The organism is Colwellia sp. PAMC 21821, from assembly GCF_002077175.1.
In the GTDB taxonomy this organism is placed as follows: domain Bacteria; phylum Pseudomonadota; class Gammaproteobacteria; order Enterobacterales; family Alteromonadaceae; genus Cognaticolwellia.
In genome coordinates, this window is record NZ_CP014943.1 from 2,130,577 (window position 1) to 2,148,996 (window position 18,420).

20 protein-coding genes are annotated in these 18,420 nt (G+C 38.1%); 16 read left to right on the plus strand and 4 right to left on the minus strand.

Annotated features, from left to right (window positions below; all coding sequences use genetic code 11):
- Positions 1 to 253: 253 nt before the first annotated feature.
- Positions 254 to 2,806: a M14 family zinc carboxypeptidase gene (locus tag A3Q33_RS09000; RefSeq protein ID WP_081179655.1), complete on the plus strand. Its 2,553-nt coding sequence runs from the start codon at positions 254 to 256 to the stop codon at positions 2,804 to 2,806.
- Positions 2,807 to 2,825: 19 nt separating this feature from the next.
- Here A3Q33_RS09000 and A3Q33_RS09005 read toward each other — a convergent pair whose 3' ends face one another.
- On the minus strand, positions 2,826 to 3,593 hold the full coding sequence (locus A3Q33_RS09005; protein ID WP_081179656.1) for a ComF family protein: 768 nt from the start codon (positions 3,591 to 3,593) through the stop codon (positions 2,826 to 2,828).
- A 54-nt stretch (positions 3,594 to 3,647) separates the two neighbouring features.
- On the opposite strand from A3Q33_RS09005, the gene bioH reads away from it, so the two are divergent.
- The 3 genes from bioH to A3Q33_RS09020 all read left to right on the plus strand — a co-directional run bounded on the left by bioH (position 3,648) and on the right by A3Q33_RS09020 (position 5,817).
- Entirely contained in the window at positions 3,648 to 4,442 is a 795-nt protein-coding gene (bioH, locus tag A3Q33_RS09010) for a pimeloyl-ACP methyl ester esterase BioH (protein WP_155866738.1), read from the plus strand.
- A 77-nt stretch (positions 4,443 to 4,519) separates the two neighbouring features.
- Entirely contained in the window at positions 4,520 to 4,819 is a 300-nt protein-coding gene (locus A3Q33_RS09015; protein ID WP_081179657.1) for a hypothetical protein, read from the plus strand.
- Between the two features lie 5 nt (positions 4,820 to 4,824).
- Positions 4,825 to 5,817 (plus strand): putative metalloprotease CJM1_0395 family protein, encoded by a 993-nt coding sequence (locus A3Q33_RS09020; RefSeq protein ID WP_081179658.1) that lies wholly within the window; start codon positions 4,825 to 4,827, stop codon positions 5,815 to 5,817.
- A gap of 85 nt (positions 5,818 to 5,902) precedes the next feature.
- Here A3Q33_RS09020 and pyrE read toward each other — a convergent pair whose 3' ends face one another.
- Together pyrE and rph are read right to left on the minus strand one after the other, a co-directional pair.
- Positions 5,903 to 6,544 (minus strand): orotate phosphoribosyltransferase, encoded by a 642-nt coding sequence (gene pyrE, locus A3Q33_RS09025; RefSeq protein WP_081179659.1) that lies wholly within the window; start codon positions 6,542 to 6,544, stop codon positions 5,903 to 5,905.
- 18 nt (positions 6,545 to 6,562) lie between these two features.
- Positions 6,563 to 7,276 (minus strand): ribonuclease PH, encoded by a 714-nt coding sequence (gene rph / locus A3Q33_RS09030; protein WP_081179660.1) that lies wholly within the window; start codon positions 7,274 to 7,276, stop codon positions 6,563 to 6,565.
- A gap of 167 nt (positions 7,277 to 7,443) precedes the next feature.
- Between rph and A3Q33_RS09035 the strand changes: the two genes are divergently transcribed.
- From A3Q33_RS09035 to A3Q33_RS09045, 3 genes are read left to right on the plus strand one after another with little or no spacing between them, the layout of a single operon-like run.
- On the plus strand, positions 7,444 to 7,992 hold the full coding sequence (locus A3Q33_RS09035) for a thioredoxin family protein (RefSeq protein WP_231295818.1): 549 nt from the start codon (positions 7,444 to 7,446) through the stop codon (positions 7,990 to 7,992).
- Positions 7,970 to 8,740, plus strand: coding sequence for a gluconate 2-dehydrogenase subunit 3 family protein (locus tag A3Q33_RS09040; protein WP_081179661.1), 771 nt, complete (start codon positions 7,970 to 7,972; stop codon positions 8,738 to 8,740). The genes A3Q33_RS09035 and A3Q33_RS09040 overlap by 23 nt, the downstream gene beginning before the upstream one ends.
- On the plus strand, positions 8,737 to 10,461 hold the full coding sequence (locus A3Q33_RS09045) for a GMC family oxidoreductase (RefSeq protein ID WP_081179662.1): 1,725 nt from the start codon (positions 8,737 to 8,739) through the stop codon (positions 10,459 to 10,461). Before A3Q33_RS09040 ends, A3Q33_RS09045 begins: the two co-directional genes overlap by 4 nt.
- Positions 10,462 to 10,468: 7 nt before the next feature.
- Here the strand turns inward: A3Q33_RS09045 and A3Q33_RS09050 are convergent, their stop codons facing one another.
- Positions 10,469 to 11,614, minus strand: a complete 1,146-nt coding sequence (locus tag A3Q33_RS09050) for a 2OG-Fe(II) oxygenase (protein WP_081179663.1) — start codon at positions 11,612 to 11,614, stop codon at positions 10,469 to 10,471.
- A gap of 291 nt (positions 11,615 to 11,905) precedes the next feature.
- Between A3Q33_RS09050 and A3Q33_RS09055 the strand changes: the two genes are divergently transcribed.
- The 9 genes from A3Q33_RS09055 to A3Q33_RS09095 all read left to right on the plus strand — a co-directional run bounded on the left by A3Q33_RS09055 (position 11,906) and on the right by A3Q33_RS09095 (position 18,391).
- A complete protein-coding gene (locus A3Q33_RS09055) occupies positions 11,906 to 12,769 on the plus strand; it encodes a YicC/YloC family endoribonuclease (protein WP_081179664.1) in 864 nt (287 codons plus the stop codon).
- Between the two features lie 160 nt (positions 12,770 to 12,929).
- Positions 12,930 to 14,156 (plus strand): tyrosine-type recombinase/integrase, encoded by a 1,227-nt coding sequence (locus A3Q33_RS09060; RefSeq protein ID WP_081179665.1) that lies wholly within the window; start codon positions 12,930 to 12,932, stop codon positions 14,154 to 14,156.
- Positions 14,153 to 15,076 carry a DUF6387 family protein gene (locus A3Q33_RS09065; protein WP_081179666.1) on the plus strand — a complete coding sequence of 308 codons (924 nt, stop codon included), beginning with the start codon at positions 14,153 to 14,155 and terminating at the stop codon, positions 15,074 to 15,076. Before A3Q33_RS09060 ends, A3Q33_RS09065 begins: the two co-directional genes overlap by 4 nt.
- A gap of 114 nt (positions 15,077 to 15,190) precedes the next feature.
- Complete coding sequence (locus tag A3Q33_RS09070) at positions 15,191 to 15,424, plus strand: AlpA family phage regulatory protein (RefSeq protein WP_081182470.1); 234 nt, start codon at positions 15,191 to 15,193, stop codon at positions 15,422 to 15,424.
- A gap of 8 nt (positions 15,425 to 15,432) precedes the next feature.
- Entirely contained in the window at positions 15,433 to 15,663 is a 231-nt protein-coding gene (locus A3Q33_RS09075; protein WP_081179667.1) for a helix-turn-helix transcriptional regulator, read from the plus strand.
- A 227-nt stretch (positions 15,664 to 15,890) separates the two neighbouring features.
- Positions 15,891 to 16,397, plus strand: a complete 507-nt coding sequence (locus A3Q33_RS09080; RefSeq protein ID WP_196798074.1) for a YagK/YfjJ domain-containing protein — start codon at positions 15,891 to 15,893, stop codon at positions 16,395 to 16,397.
- A gap of 20 nt (positions 16,398 to 16,417) precedes the next feature.
- Entirely contained in the window at positions 16,418 to 16,759 is a 342-nt protein-coding gene (locus A3Q33_RS09085) for a hypothetical protein (RefSeq protein WP_081179669.1), read from the plus strand.
- Positions 16,760 to 16,763: 4 nt separating this feature from the next.
- The gene (locus tag A3Q33_RS09090; RefSeq protein WP_081179670.1) at positions 16,764 to 17,402 is read left to right on the plus strand and encodes a hypothetical protein; all 639 of its coding nucleotides are present in this window, start codon (positions 16,764 to 16,766) and stop codon (positions 17,400 to 17,402) included.
- 308 nt (positions 17,403 to 17,710) lie between these two features.
- Positions 17,711 to 18,391: a PEP-CTERM sorting domain-containing protein gene (locus A3Q33_RS09095; protein WP_155866740.1), complete on the plus strand. Its 681-nt coding sequence runs from the start codon at positions 17,711 to 17,713 to the stop codon at positions 18,389 to 18,391.
- The last annotated feature ends 29 nt before the right edge of the window (positions 18,392 to 18,420 follow it).

The following is an 18,420-nucleotide window of genomic DNA, read 5'->3' on the forward strand; positions in this document are numbered from 1 at the left end:
ATACTATTTTACTCTCAATACTGGTGTTGAATTTTCTACTGGGATTGAATATTTCAATACCCGACTATTTTACTCAAGTATAACCATTTTACTCTTCTCTGTCATTTGGTGCTAGTACTAGATGGCATAATTTATATACACATAATATGAAAAGCTAAAAACTGAGCAGATAAATTGCTTATTGTGGCAAGATAACTAGTTCAAATGCCATAATTTTGTTATTTTATCAGATAATCAAATAAGGAAAGCTTGTATGTTGTTATCGCTGTATCGAATTGTAATATTTTGTTTAATAAGTGCCTCGTTTACTGTTTTAGGCGCTAATGTCAGCACATATTTACCTAATGGTAGCGTTTATAATAAGCAAGTACCGACGCCAGAATCTACATTGGGTTTTGGCATAGGAGAACGTCATCCTCGTCATGACCAAGTACTAAATTACTTACAGCAAGTAGCGGCGTCTTCAACTCGCGTTAACATTGAAGAAATGGGACGAACAACACAATTTCGCTCGCAAGTTTTACTTACCATCTCGAGCCCTGAGAACCTTAAAAATATTGATGAAATATTATCACGACGCTCAGATATAAACACTTCAGCTAAAGATCCGATTGTGGTGTGGTTAGGCTATAGTGTTCATGGTGACGAAATTAGTGGTACCAATGCCGCTATGGTGGTTGCCTACCATTTAGCTGCCTCGCAAGACAAAGCCGTTACCGACCTGCTCAACGATACCATTATTGTGATCGAGCCGAGTATTAATCCTGATGGCATGGATAGGTTTGTAAATTGGGTGACGACTCATCGCGGCATCTCTGAAAATTCAGATCCAAACCATATTGAACATCATCAACAATGGCGCACCGGTCGCACTAACCATTTTGGTTTTGACTTAAATCGCGATTGGCTACTATTGTCGCAAAAAGAGAGTCAAAATCGCCTGCCTTATTTTCATCAATATCAACCTAATGTATTAGGTGACTTCCATGAAATGGGTGCAAACGGTAGTTATTTTTTTCAGCCAGGCATACCCACGCGCACTCATCCTTTGACTCCGGCTAAAAACACTGAATTAACGAAGTTATTAGCAACCTATCATGCCAAAGCGCTTGATGCTAAAGATCGCTTATATTACAGCGAAGAAAGTTTCGATGACTTTTATTATGGTAAAGGTTCAACCTACCCAGATATTAATGGTGGTATTGGTGTGTTGTTTGAACAAGCGAGCAGTCGCGGCCTTCAACAAGATACTATTAATGGTTTATTAACGTTTGAGTATGGAATTCAAAACCATGTATTAACGTCTTTATCAACCATTGAGGGAGCGTGGAAAAACCAAGATAAATTCAAAAACTATCGGAAAGACTTCTTTAAACAAGCTGAAAAACAAGCCAGTGATGAAAACTTTAACGGTTATATTTTTACTGAAGTTGCAGATAATTATCGCCTACAAGTTTTCTTAAGTAAGTTGCAGCAACATCAAATTAAAGTATACCCACTTAAGCAAGATTACAAGATTCATGAGCGAAAATATATTGCCAAGCACAGTTATTATATTCCGTTAGCGCAGCCGCAATATCGCTTGATTAAAGCACTATTTAATCAACAAAAAAACTTTCAAGATAATACATTTTATGATGTCTCAGGTTGGACATTACCACTGGCAATGAATATAAAATTTGCTCAGGTTGGCAGCACTTGGGGATTGAAAACTCAGGATGAACCTTGGCAACCAAATACAGAAGCAATCACCGAAGTAAGTGATACGGCTTACGCCTACGCATTTGAGTGGCATGACTTTTTAGCGCCTAAACTGTTAAACAAAATAACCAAAGCTGAGATCAAAGCAAAAGTAGCCACTAAAGTCTTTTCAGCGACAGTAAATGGCGAAGTTAAAACTTTTAATCAAGGTACTATCATTGTACCTGCGGGTATTCAAACGCAAGATAACTGGCGAAGTATCCTGACTGAGTTGGCCGCTAAGAACCAAATACCGCTGAACGCGCTAGATACTGGCTTAACCGCAAAAGGCATTGATATTGGCAGTAACTCATTCCGCTTGGTTTCAGCACCTAAAGTATTATTAGTTGGTGGCAAGGGCGTATCACAATATGAAGCAGGAGAAATGCTTTACTACCTTGATAACCTGCTAGAAATACCTGTTAGCGTAATTGAAATGCAAAGGTTAGCGGCAATTGATTTAGCAGACTACAGTCATATTATTATGGTTGATGGTAAGTATGCTGCGCTAAATACTGAGGTACTGGGTAAATTTAAATCATGGTTAGTCAATGGTGGGGTAATCTTTGGTCAAAAACGCGCGGCTCAATGGTTATCAGCAAATGAATTACTAAAAATTGATTTTGTTAGAAAAGATCATATTGACCAACTGTTTGATACCGTGAAATTAACTTACGCTGATAAAGAGCAACTCTCCGCTAGAAAACGTATCGCAGGCGCTATTTTTCAAGCTGAATTAGATATTAGTCACCCACTTGCTTATGGTTACCAGCAAATTGAATTGCCGGTATTTCGCAATAGCACTGTGATTATGGAGCAAACAGTGAAACCATTTATTACTGTAGCGAAATACAGCCAAGCACCTTTGCTCAGTGGTTATGCAGATCAAAATTTGGTTAATCGTTTAGCGAACAACCCAACGCTTGTTGCGCATAATGTTGGTAAAGGTCGCGTTATTGCTAGCACTGACGATTTAGTGTTTCGAGGTTACTTTTTAGGCAGTATGAAAGTCATTGCTAACAGCCTATTTTTTGCTAAAGCATTTAGCGCCAATTTAGCTGAATAGCTGAATAGCTCGATAGTTATTAGTTGGGAATAGCCAAACAAATACTGAGGAGTGTAATGCTTTGCACTCCGTTTTTTTTCAATAGTTTACAAATTTCATTTGCGGTTGTGCCTGTGGTGACAACGTCATCAATCAAAATAACATTGGCTGGAAACTTTATCGCTGAATTTATGTTGAGACTAAAGGCATTATTCAAATTTTTCCGGCGCTCAATACCAGACTTTCCTACCTGACTTTCAGTCAATTTTTCACGAGTGACAAGCTCTGTTTGATATTCATACTGAAAATATTGAGCGAATTTTCGTGCAATAAGGTGCGCCTGATTAAACCCCCGCGTTTGCCACTTTTTTAAATGTAAGGGCACAGCCACGATAGAGGTGTTATCGGACGTAAAATTGACTATGTCGGCACTAAGATATTGCTGCCAATGATTAATCAGTAAATAACTGAGTAACTCAGCCAATTCTGTTTTATGTTGATATTTTAATTGGCTAATCCAAGTATCGAAAGGCCAAATATAGGGGGCGATGGCTAATAGATGATCAAAATGTTTTATCGGAATAAGTTTTGTAATGGCAGGCCAAGACAATAAATCATAAGGCACGTGTTGGTAATTAAAATAGGGTAAATCTGCTTGGCAGAATTGACAAAGCAATGGATGATTTTGGCAACTGCTGCCACATAAGCTACAGCAGCTTACTTTTAGTTGGATATTTTTAAACTGTTGGCGAAAAATTTGTTGTAAAGATAACATTATCTCGCGGTTGATCTTGCTGCTAAATTCCATTTTCAGCACCCTTTAGTTAAACTATGCGCATATCCGTTATCGAGCAAACGAAGCATGACAGAAAGCATGGCAGAAAGAATGAAAATAGCGAGCCAAGGTCAAGGCATACCCTTAGTATTTATTCATGGCTGGGGCCTCAACTCAGCTGTTTGGCAGCCTTGCTTAGCGCAATTACAAACTGATTTTGAAGTTATTACCGTTGATTTACCCGGCTTTGCTACAAATAACTTAGTTCAACTAGCACAATATTCGTTAGTCGAAATAGCGGACGCTATTATCGATGCGGTTGGTAAACCTGCGGTTTATATCGGTTGGTCTTTAGGCGGATTAGTCGCTAGCCAAATAGCCATTAAGCATCCAGAGCACGTGTTAGGGTTAATTACTGTCGCGAGTACGCCACAATTTATTGAACGAGATAATTGGCCGGGCATAAAAGCAAGTGTTTTGGCATTATTTCACCAGCAACTTGCTAAAGACACGACAAAAACCATCAGTAACTTCTTGAAAATACAGGCGATGGGCAGTCCGCATATTCGCCAAGATATTAAGACCATTCGTGACCTAGTGATGCAGCATGAACAACCCACGCGGCAAGTATTAGACGATTCATTAAGTTTATTAGAAACATCGAATCTGACTGAACAATTATCCGGTATTAATCTGCCATTTTTCAGACTTTACGGTAAATTGGATGGTTTAGTACCCAAGCAAGTTATTGCATTAATTGATGAGCTAGCACCCAACAGTCAGCGTTATGTATTTGAACAAGCGTCACATGCACCTTTTATATCTCATCAGGCAGAATTTTTAACTATAGTGAATCATTGGCTGACGGAACATGTGAACTAAAGAGTAAAGGTTTACTTTTTAGTGTTTTTGGTTAATAATTGAACAGGTAAATGCAAGTAACAGATTAGGAGAGTTTTATGGAAATTCAATCCGCTTTTAATGCTGGTGTTCAAGGTTTTCAAAAAGCCAGTGAGGATGCATATAAAGCTGCTGAAAATATAGCAACTAGTGTAGGCATAACTCCTGAGTCGTACGGTATCGGTCAAGATAATAATAATCAAATTTTGAATTCGGCGACACAGAATCCAGAGAACGCAGTAAACCTGACACAATCAGTGGTTGATTTACGGGTAGCAGAGTTTCAAGCAAAAGCGTCTGCGAACGTTATTGAATCTGCTGACGAAAATTTAGGTACACTATTGGACGTTCGAGTCTAGCCGTTATGAATATCACGCCACAAAGCAATCAGCTACCCGTACAAACTGCCGTAAATCTGCAGACCGATAGCTTGCGCCGCGATAATCAGCAAAGAGAAATCATTACAAAGCCAGAGCCGTCCAGTCAATCAGCTGCTGAAAAAGGCGTTGCCTCTGACAAAGAGCGTGGTCGTACGCCAGCACAAAATAATCAGCAAGTAGATTTCGCCAGTTTACGCAAGCAAGCGGAACTAGCAAATAATGTTATTGGCAACGGTACTGGTAATGGTACTGGCAATAATGAACGTTCAGGCCAAGGCTCTGAACAAGAAGCCAATAACCAAAATAGTGATGGCTCTGCTGAGTCAAAACAGGGACAAGAAGCGTCAAGTCGTACACAACAATCTACTAATGAAGAATTTGCAGAAAAACAAATTATTCGAAGTTTAGAAAGTCGTGATAAAGAAGTGCGTAATCATGAAAGAGCCCATGCATCCGTTGGTGGCTCACTTACCGGCGCACCGACTTATGCTTATGAAACGGGTCCAAATGGTAAAAAGTATGCCGTTGAAGGTGAAGTCTCTGTTGACTTAACCCCTGTACCTGGCGATCCACAAGAAACCATTGCGAAAATGAACAAAGTTCAGGCTGCTGCGTTAGCTCCTGCCAACCCATCATCACAAGATATACGGGTTGCTGCTACGGCGTCTAGCATTATCTTAGAGGCCCAAGCCGAGTTAGTTAATGCCAGTGTTGAAAATGAAGAGTCTAAACCTAAGCTAGGTAATTTATTTCGTGATAAAGAAGTGCTACTGCAAAGTGATGAGAGCCTTGAAAATAATGAAAGTAGCAAGGCTTTTGACCGTCAAATTGCACAAACCTTATCAGCACAGGAAGCGGTTGCTCCCAGTAGGCCGATAACGGTTGATCAAAGGGCTGGACGTATTGAACAATTTTATTCAAATATCAATCAAGCCTATGAAAAATCAGCAAGGCATCAATTTGAATTAACCGCTTAGCTTAATCAGTACATCAATAACTAAAAAGCCTGCAATTGCAGGCTTTTTTACTTTCAGAACAAAACGGGGTATTTAATTGTTATAATTAAATGCCGTAGTTTTCACGATATTTTTTAATGCTTGCTAAGCTATCAGCCATAGCAGGCTGCTCTTCCAAGTAACTAATCAAGTCAGCTAAGGTTACGATAGAAATCACTTTAGTATTAAAGTCGCGCTCTACTTCTTGAATAGCCGAAAGTTCAGCTTGGCCTTTCTCTTGTCGGTCTAACGCTATAAGTACGCCTGATAACTCAGCACCATGGGCTTGAATAATTTCCATCGACTCACGAATCGCCGTACCTGCGGTGATCACGTCATCAACCAGCATCACTTTACCTTCAAGTGCTGAACCGACTAAGCTGCCACCTTCACCGTGTTTTTTAGCTTCTTTACGGTTAAAGCAATAAGGCATATCAATATCGTAACTATCGGCAAGGGCAACTGCCGTCGTTGTGGCAATTGGAATACCTTTGTAAGCCGGGCCGAACAACAAGTTGTAGTCAATTTTTGAATCTTGTAATGCTGCGGCGTAAAAACGGCCTAAACGGGCTAAATCACGACCGGTATTGAATAAACCTGCATTGAAAAAGTAAGGACTGGTTCGGCCTGATTTTAACGTAAATTCGCCAAAACGTAATACTTGTTTAGCTAAGGCAAACTCGATAAATTCGCGTTGATAATCTTTCATTATTAGCTCCTGTCAGGCTTAGTTTAAAGCGGCTTTTTGTATATCAAATAGTTCGTTAATGCTGTTTTTAGCCAAGGCTAGCATTTCTTGCATTTCGTCGAAGCTAAAAGGTTCTTCTTCTGCTGTACCTTGCACTTCAATTAACTTACCCGTTTCTGTCATGACGACATTCATGTCAGTATCTGCAGCTGAATCTTCAACATAGTCCAAATCAGAAACTGCTTCACCTTTGTAGATGCCAACAGACACAGCAGCAATCATGTGTTTAAGTGGATTATTGTTGATAATACCTTTAGCACGCATATGGTTTAACGCATCGACTAACGCCACACAAGCACCAGTAATTGACGCAGTACGTGTGCCGCCGTCAGCTTGAATTACATCACAATCAACCGTAATGGTGTTTTCACCCAAAGCCACTAAATCAACCGCTGCACGTAATGAACGAGCAATTAAACGAGAAATTTCTAACGTACGACCACTTTGTTTGCCATTGGCAGCTTCGCGACGCATACGAGTATGAGTTGAACGCGGTAACATGCCATACTCAGCTGTTATCCAGCCTTTGCCTTGGCCTTTGAGAAAACGGGGTACGCCAGTTTCAACCGTTGCGGTACAAATAACTTTGGTGTCACCAAACTCAATAAGTACTGAGCCTTCTGCATGAGCTGTAAATTGACGAGTAATAGTTACAGGACGAATTTGCCCTAAAGTTCTGCCGCTTGGACGCATGTTGAATTTCCTATCGTAGTATAATTGCTGCGCATTATAATCGTTCGACTGGCAATTTGACATAATGACCTCACAAGTATTTTGAAATATAGTTAATTAAACTAAGGTCATACTACTATGCGTTTGTTGTTAATTGCCTTTGAATGTTATCGAAATTGAGAGGATTTATGAAATTTCAGCTATTTATTGTTTTGTTTTTATCAAGTGTATTTATGTCTAGTCAAGCAAAGGCCCAAGAGTTTGCGAGTAACGCTGCTATCGTACTAGTCAATAACTTACCGCTTTACAGTAAAGTTTATGATAATAAGCGCGACCCGTTTAAAGACGCACAAGCAGCCATTACTTTGGCGCAAAAAACTGATCGTAATGTGTTAATTGAAATTGGCGGAAACTGGTGTACTTGGTGTCATAAAATGGATGCCTTTTTAGAAAAAAACCCGAAAATATATCAAGCCCTGCATGATAATTATGTGCTGCTTAAAATCAGCGTTAGTGACAGTAATGAAAATGAAGCTTTCATGAAATCATTGCCACCAGTACAAGGCTATCCTCATATGTATGTGTCAACGAGTACTGGCCAAATGTTGTTATCAAAAGATACCGCTGAACTATTAGATGATTTGGAGTACTCTGCTGAATACTGGCTGACATTTTTAAGAAAATGGCAGGTAAAAAATAATAAGGAACATGCCCATGATACAAGTGCAAAAGGCTAAAACCGTGACTCGAAAGAAGACGGTTCGCAAGACAGTATCGCAAGTTACATCGTTTTTTGATGAAAATTTTCGTACCCCATCCTGGTTACAAAAAAAAGTATCGCGACGTAACGCGTTAAAGTCAGCTGCTGGCGCAACTATGGTTGCCGCTATGCCATTAAAGGCTTGGTCTGCGTTGGCTGGCGATGAATTCTCCCGTGTTTTACAAACTGACCCTTGGTTAACGCTTGATGCCGTACTCGCGCATTTATTACCCGCATCACCAACCGGCCCAAGTGCAAAAGAAATTCAAGTCACTCAGTATTTATATAATGTTGTGTATCAGCAACCCACCGATAGCGCAGAAATTGAATTTATTTATAAAGGTGTTGGTTGGCTAAATGGTTTTAGTCAGAGCCAATTACAGAAAAATTTTGTCGGTCTGACGCTTGATGAAAAAGAAAAAACACTACGAGCAATAAGTAACTCACGGGCGGGTGAAAATTGGCTAAGTAATTTAGTCAGTTATATTTTTGAAGCGATGCTTTCACCACCAAGTTATGGTGGTAACCCTAATGGTATTGGTTGGCAATGGTTAGATCACCAAGCAGGATTTCCGTTACCTCCAACGGGCAAGCGATATTACGAATTACCCGGCAAGCAACCTATTGTGATGAGTAACAAGACCGCGCGGGCAAATAAAACAACTACTCAGGTGGTTAGTCACCAGCAATATACTCGCTCGCAAATAGGAACTAAAAAAGCATGAAATATGATATTTGTATCGTGGGCAGTGGCGCCGGCGCATCACCAGTAGCCTATACCTTAGCTAACGCTGGCGCTAAAGTATTAGTGTTAGAAAAAGGCGCTTGGTTAACCGAAAAAGAGTTCTACAAAGATGAACTCGCGATTAGTTTGCGTGATGCTTACAACCCCAAGCTTGAAGACGAACAACATGTTATTGAAGAAGAATATGAAAACGAAGCGGGTGAAAGTTACTGGCAAGGCGAGGCAACAAGTGAGTCAGGTTGGAGCTTTTGGAACGGCACCGTAGTCGGCGGTTCATCAAATTTTATGAGCGGTTATTTTCATCGCTTAAAACCGGTAGATTTTCGTTTAAAAACTGAATTTGGCGCGATTGAAGGCGCCAATATAGAAGATTGGCCGATCAGTTATGACGAGCTTGAACCTTATTACGCGATGGTTGAAAAGGTGGTTGGCGTATCAGGCAGAGTTACTGAACATCCGCATCAAGAGCCTAGATCGACAGACTTTCCTTATCCTCCGGTAGCTGAACACGCTATCTCATCGTGGATAGATGAAAGCGCGGAAAAAATTGGTTATCACACAGTACCTGTGCCACGAGCGATATTGTCACAACCGGCGATGGGCCGAAATAGCTGTGAATATTCAGGCTATTGCAGCAGTTACGGTTGCTCGTCTGGGGCAAAAGGCAGTGGCCGAGCGGCGCTATTAAATCATGCGGTTGCTACAGGCAATTGCACCATTACACCGCATGCGAAAGTTTATAATATTGCTACAGATAGCCAAGGCGAAATATCGGGTGTGCATTATTACGACAAAGCAGGGCGTAAAAAAGTGGTTCAGGCTAAGTATTACGTTGTTGCTTGCCAAGCTGTAGAAACGTCTCGTTTGTTACTGGCATCGAAAGGTGAAAAATTTCCTAACGGTTTAGCTAATAACGCGGGGCATGTCGGTAAAAATTTAATTTTTAGCGGCGGTGGCACTGGCCGTGGTGACTTTTTTTACAAAGACTTAACGGCAGAAAAAAAAGCGCAATTAACCCAAGTAGGTCCATTTATAAACCGCGCATTGCAAGACTGGTATCAAATTGACGATAAAGCCTTTAACGGTATAAATCGTAATGGCAAAGCCAAAGGCGGCACGATAGATTTCTTATTCTACCAAAACCCGATATCACGCGCGCATGGTACGCAATGGCAATATGATGAAAGCCAAGACAGCGAAAAACTACTTTGGGGTGAAGAACTTAAGCAGAGTATGAAAGCTGAATTTACCACCTACAAAACCCTACGTTTTGAAGTGTTTAATGACTGGCTACCAACCGATAATTGTTTTGTAGATTTAGACGATGAAATTACCGATAAATGGGGTGATAAAGTTGCGAAGATACGTATTGGCGCACATAACCACGACTTAGATGTTGGCGAGTACTTGGCTGAAAAAGCAGAAAAATTACTGGGTGAAATGGGCGCAACAAACATTTCATCATCGGTCAGTAGCGCCCCGGCATCAAACTTAATGGCTGGAGGTTGTCGTTTTGGCAACGATCCTAAAACCTCAGTGCTGAATAAAAACTGCCAAGCACACGAGGTAGATAACCTATTTGTTACTGATGCCTCGTTTATGCCAACCGGTGGTAGCGTGCCTTATACGTTTACCATTTACGCAAATTCATTTCGTGTTGCTGATCATATTAAAGCACGTTGGCAAGAAAATATAAGTTAAGCTCGAGCTATAAATTCAATTCGATAAGGTTGGTTTTATAGCTAGTTTCATTTAATCGAAACCACTTACTTAATAGCCACTTTTCCCCTGAAATTACCGGTAAGCTTTGATGCAAGGATAGGGGCAAAGGAGCTAATTGCTTACTGACATTGTCAAATACAATCAGTTGCCCTACATGGCCATTTATTTTTTCGTCAATACGCGGGAAATAAGTTTCGCCGCCTTCTGTCGCCGGTGATAAATAACAAAGCACCGTTCTGACTCTCTGCCCACCGTCTTGCATGGCTAATTCAGAGCCAGGATCTTTGGGATGAAAAAAATCATAATGTGCTTTATATTCATTACCTTCCTGATAATAAAGCATATTACTGATTTCACCATGGGACATGGGTAAGCCAATGAGTGTCGCAATGCGCTGTTCAATATCTAGCAATACCCAATCGCTCAATGTTGGGACCAGTTGACTGAATTGATTCGTTCTAACAGGGCTTTGTATTTTATCTCCGGTTGCTGCATTCACCACCATCGAAGGCTCGAGTGATGCTTTCGATCTACATTTAAGCCATGCGCATTCAAAGGCATTGAGAAAATTGTCACTAGTTGCTAATGATATGTCGGCATTGAGATAATCTAAATGATGCTGGCTATGATCCGCGCGTTTAAATGCCTGATAATCTGGCTTGATATGCGGGTTTTTTTTATTACCTACACCTACAACTAAACCCAGCTCACCTAATAATGCCCTAATTTCGTCAACTTCTGCATGTGCGAGTAATAAACTTTGCGCAACTTCAGGGCGTTTATTTGCATAAGCTAAATAAACGCAGGTGATTATCGCGGGTAATTCTTGCTCTTTATAGGCCTGCTCTAAATAAGTATTAAAGTCTAAAGTTAACTCCGGATGAAAATATAACAGCATCGCCATCTTGTAATTGGCTAAAGGAATGATCTCGCCAGCTAACTGTAATAAAAAACCAATGCCTTTATTGGCATCTTGCTGCATGAGGAAATCGACTTTTGTCAGCAGGGCTTCGGGGACTTTTTTATCTAATAGCGGTAAAAAAATTTCATTTAATTTACTAAACTCACCAGCAGCAAAGTATAAGCGGCATTGTTGCAATTGCTTGGAATGATCTGAATTTTCGATATGCATATTTACAAGGTAGCCTTAAACGTTAAATATCTTTAAAAATGAGTCATTATCATCATAGCTTTTCAATCGCAGTAATTCATCGAATTTATAAATGTAAGTGATTATTTATACGATTTTGGCTTCATTAAGCACAGGCGAGTTTGCCGCTTATAAAGGAGTAAAATGGATATTTATCAGAGTAAATGCCAATTGATAAGGTATTCACATGAATAAATGACCGGATAGTAGATACCTCATCTCAGCTAGGGCATAATCCATCACATTGTTAATTTTAAATATTTAGGAAATTCTATGATACATAGTATGACAGCATTCTCACGTCATGAAATAAAAGGCGATTGGGGTAATGCCGTATGGGAAATTCGTTCTGTTAATCAACGATTTCTTGAAACATATTTTCGACTTCCTGAGCAATTTCGCAGTATAGAACCGGTATTGCGTGAACGATTTCGCAAACAACTAAATCGCGGAAAAGTTGAATGTAACTTACGTTTTAATGCTAATCCTTCAGCAAAAAGTAACGTAACATTAAACGCAGAGTTAGCCGCAGAATTAATGAAGCATGCTAATACTATTGCCGCTTTATCAGATAACTCAACTGTAAATCCCGTAGAAATTATGCGTTGGCCTGGTGTTATGGAAGCTGAAGAAGCAGACATGAGCACTATACAAGCCGAAATATTAGCGGGCTTTGACCAAGCATTAAAAGACTTTATTACTTCTCGTACCGATGAAGGTGAAAACCTTAAAGTCCTTATTGAACAGCGATTAGACGGCATTATCGAGCAAGCAGATATTGTAAAAGGCCACATGCCAGAAATTATTCAATGGCAACGTAAACGCATTACCGACAAGTTCGCTGATGCTAACATTGAACTTGAATCAACACGCGTTGAACAAGAGTTGGTATTACTCGCGCAAAAAATGGATGTCGATGAAGAAATTGACCGTCTATTTAGCCATGTAAAAGAAACTCGCAGCATTTTGAAAAAGGGCGGCGCACAAGGCCGTCGTTTAGACTTTATGATGCAAGAATTTAATCGCGAAGCGAATACCTTAGGCTCTAAATCTATTAATGCTGACATTACTAATTCAGCGGTAGAGTTAAAGGTTTTAATCGAACAAATGCGCGAGCAGATTCAGAATATTGAATAGTGTTTTTGTGTATTCATGAATGTACTGATAAGTAATTAAAGCCTCGTTATTCGGGGCTTTTTTGTATCTGGTTGTTTTCATTTGTGCATGTAAGTTGTAACATTGTTGGTGGGCAATACGGTGGGCATAATAAAGTGCTAATAACTTACATGGTGGGCAAATGTCTAAATCAATAACAGCTAAGCAAATTCAAAGTTTTATAAAAGGTGGGCCCAAGCGCCATCCAATTGGCGGTGGTTTATATTTGGTCGTGAGAAACTCTGCGACACCTTATTGGATGCTTCGTTATACGGCTTACGGCAAGCGAAAAGAAATGACGCTAGGAAAATATCCAGATTTATCACTTGCCGATGCTAAAGCCGATGCAGCAATTAAAAAACGTGAAATTAATCTAGGTACGGATCCTCTGATTACTCGACAACGCATAAAAGAGCAATCGATAAAGTTAGTAGATGATTTATTTGAAGATTGGTATATAAACGACATCGCTAAGCGACTTAAACATCCAAATATCCCAAAACGTGTTTATACAAAGGATGTAAAACCATACATAGGTAATCACCCTTTAGATCAAATTAAACCACTTAAAATTCGTGAGATTATTCAGAGCATATCAGACGCAAGACCTACTGTTGCTAATGATGCGTTAATGTATCTAAAACAACTTTTTAGGCACGGTATTAAATTAGGGCTAATTGAGCATAACCCTGCTGGCGCTTTTACAGTATCTGATGCTGGAGGAGTAGAGCAAAGTAGAGATAGGTACTTAACAATCCCTGAAATTACTAAGGTTTTTCAGGTTTTTAAAGAGAATATTACGAAGTTTAATCGAGATAATTATTTAGCTTGTGCTTTATTAATCACATTAGGCGTAAGGAAAAGTGAACTTTGCTGTGCTAAATGGGATGAATTTGAATTAGATAAAGCGCTTTGGCACTTACCTGAAGGCCGAAGTAAAACAGGGGCACCAATTACCATACCACTGCCAATACAGGTTCTTGATTGGTTACATGAATTAAAAGTACGCGCTTGTGGTTCAGATTATATATTTCCAGCCCGTCGATCATCTAAAAAACCGCATATGGGAAATGATACCCTAAATAGAGCTATCTCATCATTATTTGGTCATGAAGCCGGTCGTAAAGTACAGCCTGCTAATCTAATGGGCGATATAAAACCATTCTCACCTCATGATCTACGCCGAACATTTCGAAGTTTAGCGCCAGCTCTAGGTATTCCAGGGGATATTGCTGAGCGTTGTCTTAACCATAAGTTGAAAGGAGTTGAAGGTATTTATGACCGCTATGATTATTTAGAGGAACGATTAGCTGCGCATACTAAAATAGCTTTTTTACTTGAAGACATAATAAATGGTAGTGCGAAATGATGATTAATTTAGAGGATGAACTTACGTATTTAGATTGGTTTTCTCTAAAGAATTACGAAGTATTGAGAGAATTAAATCTTAAGGATTTCTTTAATGAGCTGTCCTTTCGATTAAAATTATTCGAAAGCTTATATGATGACTTTTCGTCTATAAATATTTTCCCTAATTGTCCTGAGTGGCAAAGTATTTTAGCTGGAAATATCCTGGTAACTAAACAATATGATGAAGATCCTAAATGTAAGTGCATTAAAAGTACCTATGGGATCTCTGTAGTTTCCAAAGAAGATCTTGAAATGTATTCTTCCACCATTGAACTGAGCCAAGAGCTGGCAGAACCTAAAGAAGACCCCTTTATTCCTCATAAGTGTCATGTATGTGAAGATTTCAGCCTCAATTTTTATGATTCAGAAACTGTGTTTGATGAATTATTATTGAAAGTCGATTTACGTTCAAATACGGACAAAGAAATCCATGCAGGCCTTGATTTAATTATCCGTGAATTTAGAAGGAAAATGCATACTCTGGAGCCTGATAATAAAGTTACAGGAGTAAGCGAAGCTTATATTAAAACGGCGATTGTTAATAACTTGATACCGTATATTGATCTTCGTTTATGGGCTGTTTATTGTAGTTCGCTAGGGAAGCCCATGGTATTTTCGGGTGCAGATACAAAGGACTTCATCCCGTCATTATTAATTGACGTTGAATCTAAAAAAGTCAAAAAGGTTAGTATATCTTCAATAAAAAAAATGCTGTTTCCAACTGATGTTGGCTATGAAGAGAAGTCAGATAAATATGTCACTAGTGAACTTCCTGATTTATTAAATCGTTATTTAGATGACGGCCATTACCGAAAGGCGAAATATTATATTCATAGTAATGATTTTACCAACCACATGATAGTTAAGGATCTTTTTTAATTTATTTTTGTTTTTAGTATGCCCGAAATTATTTTTTTAAATATCGGGCATACTGATAATATAGCAAACATTAATATTGCCCCACTAAAACAGATGAACCTATGTGGGAACAACATGAACCAACTACTCCATTCCAAGCAAACCAATACTTCTTTAAATTCTGATTTATGTTACGACAGAATTGTGAAAGAAGCCGAGCGTGAAAAAATTACTGCTATTAGCAGATCTCAAGCATTTCAACTTGAACGAAAAGGTCAATTTCCAAAGCGGGTTAAGCTTTCTTCTCATTCGGTGGGTTGGCGCCTAAGCTCGCTACTTGATTGGGTTAGTTCAAGAGAAGCCGTTTAGGAGGGGTCATGTCTAATTTTAAAATATGCAGTTTGATAGCTGAAAGACATCCGGTTGATAGATTAATACGTTACAAAGAAATGATACATCGTACTGGCTTCAGTCGAATTACATTGTATAGATGGTCTAACTCAATCAGAAATAAAAAATCATTTATACCACCAGTAAGGAAGAATGGTCGAATTATCGGCTGGCGAGAAAGTGATTATCAAAATTGGCTTAAACAAGAGTTGAAATAATAAACAAGGGCAGTTACCTGTCCTTTTTTACAACCTGTAATGTAACACTTTGAAACAATACAGGTGATTTTGTCTATCAAAAAATGAATTAAATAAAATGAAAATCACAGTAAATACAGCTTATACAGAGAATTTCATTAGATCTTTAGCAGCAGGATATTATTAATATTATGGCTTATTACTTTCGGGTTAAAGATTTTATTTACCAAGAACAGATATGGAAGGTAATGCATTTCAAACAAGGTGCCAACGATACAATAACTGAAAAAGGATGTAATCAACTAAATCAAATGTTAAGCAAATATTCAAAAGTATTTGTTAGCCGATTTGATGTAAGAATATGTTTAGAAATTAAAAATAATGAGCTTATCAGTAAATTAATAAAAAAGCTTAGAAGCCAAGTCAAAACAAAGTACAGATGCTTAATGGGATTTATATGGGTCAGAGAGCAAACTGATAGTTGTGAAACACCGCATTATCATTGCGCTATTTTTCTTAATGGCCATAAAGCATGGAAACCTTTTGGGCTTGGGGAAATTATAGATCGTATTTGTGACTCACTACTTTATCTCAGTCCATTTTACCCTAAAAATAATGGTTACATGGTAAAACGAAATAATAGTAAATCTATACAGAGAGTTATTTACCGAATTAGTTACTTAGCTAAAAATGAATCTAAAGGTAATAAACCTGCAGGCATTAGTGATTATCAAACAAGTCGTTTGAAAGTTTAAATAAATTAAGGATATTTTACATGCCAAGAGGTGGTAAACGAGAAGGCGCTGGAGCTCCTAAAGGCAATCAGAATGCTTTGAAGCATGGGGGACGTTCAAGAGTTTTGTATGGAGTACCATTAAATAAACATTTAACAGAGTTTGAATATAAGGCTCTTTGTATGATGCAACTTTGCAATTTAAAAGAAATTGATGAACTCAATGGTGGTTGGATATCACCAATATATCAAAACCATAAAATACGGTATCAAGGAGCCGTTATCTTTAGAGAAACGCGAAGTAAAACTAAATGCATACAAACGATTGAACTACGTAATTTTTTACGCTTAACCAAAAATATTAATAAATTATATAAGAAGTAATCATATGAATAAATTAAATAGAGAGTTAGTACCCAATAAGCAGGTACTTTCTTTTGGTGAATATCACTCTTCAACTGATGGGCGTTTTATAAGCGTTACTAGGGGGCTTGCAACTCAAAAACAAAAACAACAATGCTATAGAAAATTCAAAAAAGAATTAGATAATAGAGAAGAGAGCTTAAATTATATTCCATTTAAACAGAGTAATAGCTATGAGTTGTGGTATAAAAATGAACTGATAGGACTATGTCAAAACTCATCAATTATTAGGGATTGGATCTCTGAAGCTACAATGGATGAAGATGAATTACCTCAAAAGAAAAATAGTAAAACGTTATTCTTATTTTGTCACTTAGAAGCTGTCTTTATCTTAAAGCAGCATAGAAGTCATGATCAGGCTGAATATTTTGCTGGTTGTATAAGAGAAGCTGAACAAAATAACTTATTTGCTTTGCTTACTCATCAAAAGCCTAACCAGCTAGAAGTTGAAACTATCGATATTTGTTTTCATTCTGAATATACAACTAAAGGTGGAGCTAATTTTCATAATCAGTTATTCATGAATTATGATGGTCCATATATGGAACTGACCTTTGAAGATCTAGGGTATAAGATACAATTAAGTATTGATGCCAGCTTTTAGCTATTGTTCGATTGATAACCTCCTGATCAACATAACTTATTTAAATAAAAACAAAAAGTTAAGTGCTAACCAAATAATCAAACAAAGAGGGTTAGGCACTTATGATGTTATTTTTCAATTGCTTAAGTCGTTGATCATGTTTGTGATCAGTTTTCTGATCATAAACATGATCAATAGTGTTATTTACAATTAAACATATGGAAAATAGCGATTTATTGCTTATAAGAAGAGAATATAAATTATTGCTTTTAAAGAATTAAAGCTGTAAATTCTTGCCGCCTAGGAAGAATAACTATCAGGAAGATAAATTGAAAAAGCTATTATTTATAATATTTATATTTTGTTCACCAGTACATGCAAGCCTCATCACTTATAATTTTTCCGGACAGATAGATGACACTAGAAATTTAATCGCTGGGATTAGTGATGGAGATACTTATCAAGGTGAGTTAACTTTTGATAGTAATGCGCTACCCTCATATTACGATGGAAACTATGCAGAATATATAGTACTTACCCAAGCAACCTTTCAAGTAGGAGTGCACTCTTTTGATATGGCACCTACAGCAAAAGTAGAGCCGAATTATTACGGTCCTAAAAGATCAATTCAAATATTTAATGATGTTAGTCATGACCGTATATATTTCACTTCTGGAATTGATTTCGAACATGGTGTGAGTTTTGGATCTGGAAATACAGGTATATCATTTAGATTAAATATGTATGACTGGAGCGGTGTTGCATTAAATAACATTAATATCGATACTCTGCCCGCTTTTTCTCTAGACCAGTTTAATTCTAACTTTCTCGAAATAATCGCAGAAGACTTTTCAAATCAGTCGAATGACTTCATTGTCAGAGCCACCTTAGAAAACTTACAAGTAACATCAGTGCCAGAACCATCAACAATTTGGCTTTTGATAAGTACTTTTTTGGGTTTGATTATATTTAAGAGCAAGAAAACTGAAGTATTATTAACTAAGCTGTGATTCTAAAATCGTTTTAGCTTAGCTTAGCT

What these genes read in the sequence shown, in the direction of transcription:
- A3Q33_RS09000 (WP_081179655.1), top strand. Translation starts at nt 254, where the DNA reads ATGTTGTTATCGCTGTATCGAATTGTAATATTTTGTTTAATAAGTGCC.
- A3Q33_RS09005 (WP_081179656.1), bottom strand. Translation starts at nt 3,593, where the DNA reads ATGGAATTTAGCAGCAAGATCAACCGCGAGATAATGTTATCTTTACAA.
- bioH (WP_155866738.1), top strand. Translation starts at nt 3,648, where the DNA reads ATGACAGAAAGCATGGCAGAAAGAATGAAAATAGCGAGCCAAGGTCAA.
- A3Q33_RS09015 (WP_081179657.1), top strand. Translation starts at nt 4,520, where the DNA reads ATGGAAATTCAATCCGCTTTTAATGCTGGTGTTCAAGGTTTTCAAAAA.
- A3Q33_RS09020 (WP_081179658.1), top strand. Translation starts at nt 4,825, where the DNA reads ATGAATATCACGCCACAAAGCAATCAGCTACCCGTACAAACTGCCGTA.
- pyrE (WP_081179659.1), bottom strand. Translation starts at nt 6,544, where the DNA reads ATGAAAGATTATCAACGCGAATTTATCGAGTTTGCCTTAGCTAAACAA.
- rph (WP_081179660.1), bottom strand. Translation starts at nt 7,276, where the DNA reads ATGCGTCCAAGCGGCAGAACTTTAGGGCAAATTCGTCCTGTAACTATT.
- A3Q33_RS09035 (WP_231295818.1), top strand. Translation starts at nt 7,444, where the DNA reads ATGAAATTTCAGCTATTTATTGTTTTGTTTTTATCAAGTGTATTTATG.
- A3Q33_RS09040 (WP_081179661.1), top strand. Translation starts at nt 7,970, where the DNA reads ATGATACAAGTGCAAAAGGCTAAAACCGTGACTCGAAAGAAGACGGTT.
- A3Q33_RS09045 (WP_081179662.1), top strand. Translation starts at nt 8,737, where the DNA reads ATGAAATATGATATTTGTATCGTGGGCAGTGGCGCCGGCGCATCACCA.
- A3Q33_RS09050 (WP_081179663.1), bottom strand. Translation starts at nt 11,614, where the DNA reads ATGCATATCGAAAATTCAGATCATTCCAAGCAATTGCAACAATGCCGC.
- A3Q33_RS09055 (WP_081179664.1), top strand. Translation starts at nt 11,906, where the DNA reads ATGATACATAGTATGACAGCATTCTCACGTCATGAAATAAAAGGCGAT.
- A3Q33_RS09060 (WP_081179665.1), top strand. Translation starts at nt 12,930, where the DNA reads ATGTCTAAATCAATAACAGCTAAGCAAATTCAAAGTTTTATAAAAGGT.
- A3Q33_RS09065 (WP_081179666.1), top strand. Translation starts at nt 14,153, where the DNA reads ATGATGATTAATTTAGAGGATGAACTTACGTATTTAGATTGGTTTTCT.
- A3Q33_RS09070 (WP_081182470.1), top strand. Translation starts at nt 15,191, where the DNA reads ATGAACCAACTACTCCATTCCAAGCAAACCAATACTTCTTTAAATTCT.
- A3Q33_RS09075 (WP_081179667.1), top strand. Translation starts at nt 15,433, where the DNA reads ATGTCTAATTTTAAAATATGCAGTTTGATAGCTGAAAGACATCCGGTT.
- A3Q33_RS09080 (WP_196798074.1), top strand. Translation starts at nt 15,891, where the DNA reads ATGCATTTCAAACAAGGTGCCAACGATACAATAACTGAAAAAGGATGT.
- A3Q33_RS09085 (WP_081179669.1), top strand. Translation starts at nt 16,418, where the DNA reads ATGCCAAGAGGTGGTAAACGAGAAGGCGCTGGAGCTCCTAAAGGCAAT.
- A3Q33_RS09090 (WP_081179670.1), top strand. Translation starts at nt 16,764, where the DNA reads ATGAATAAATTAAATAGAGAGTTAGTACCCAATAAGCAGGTACTTTCT.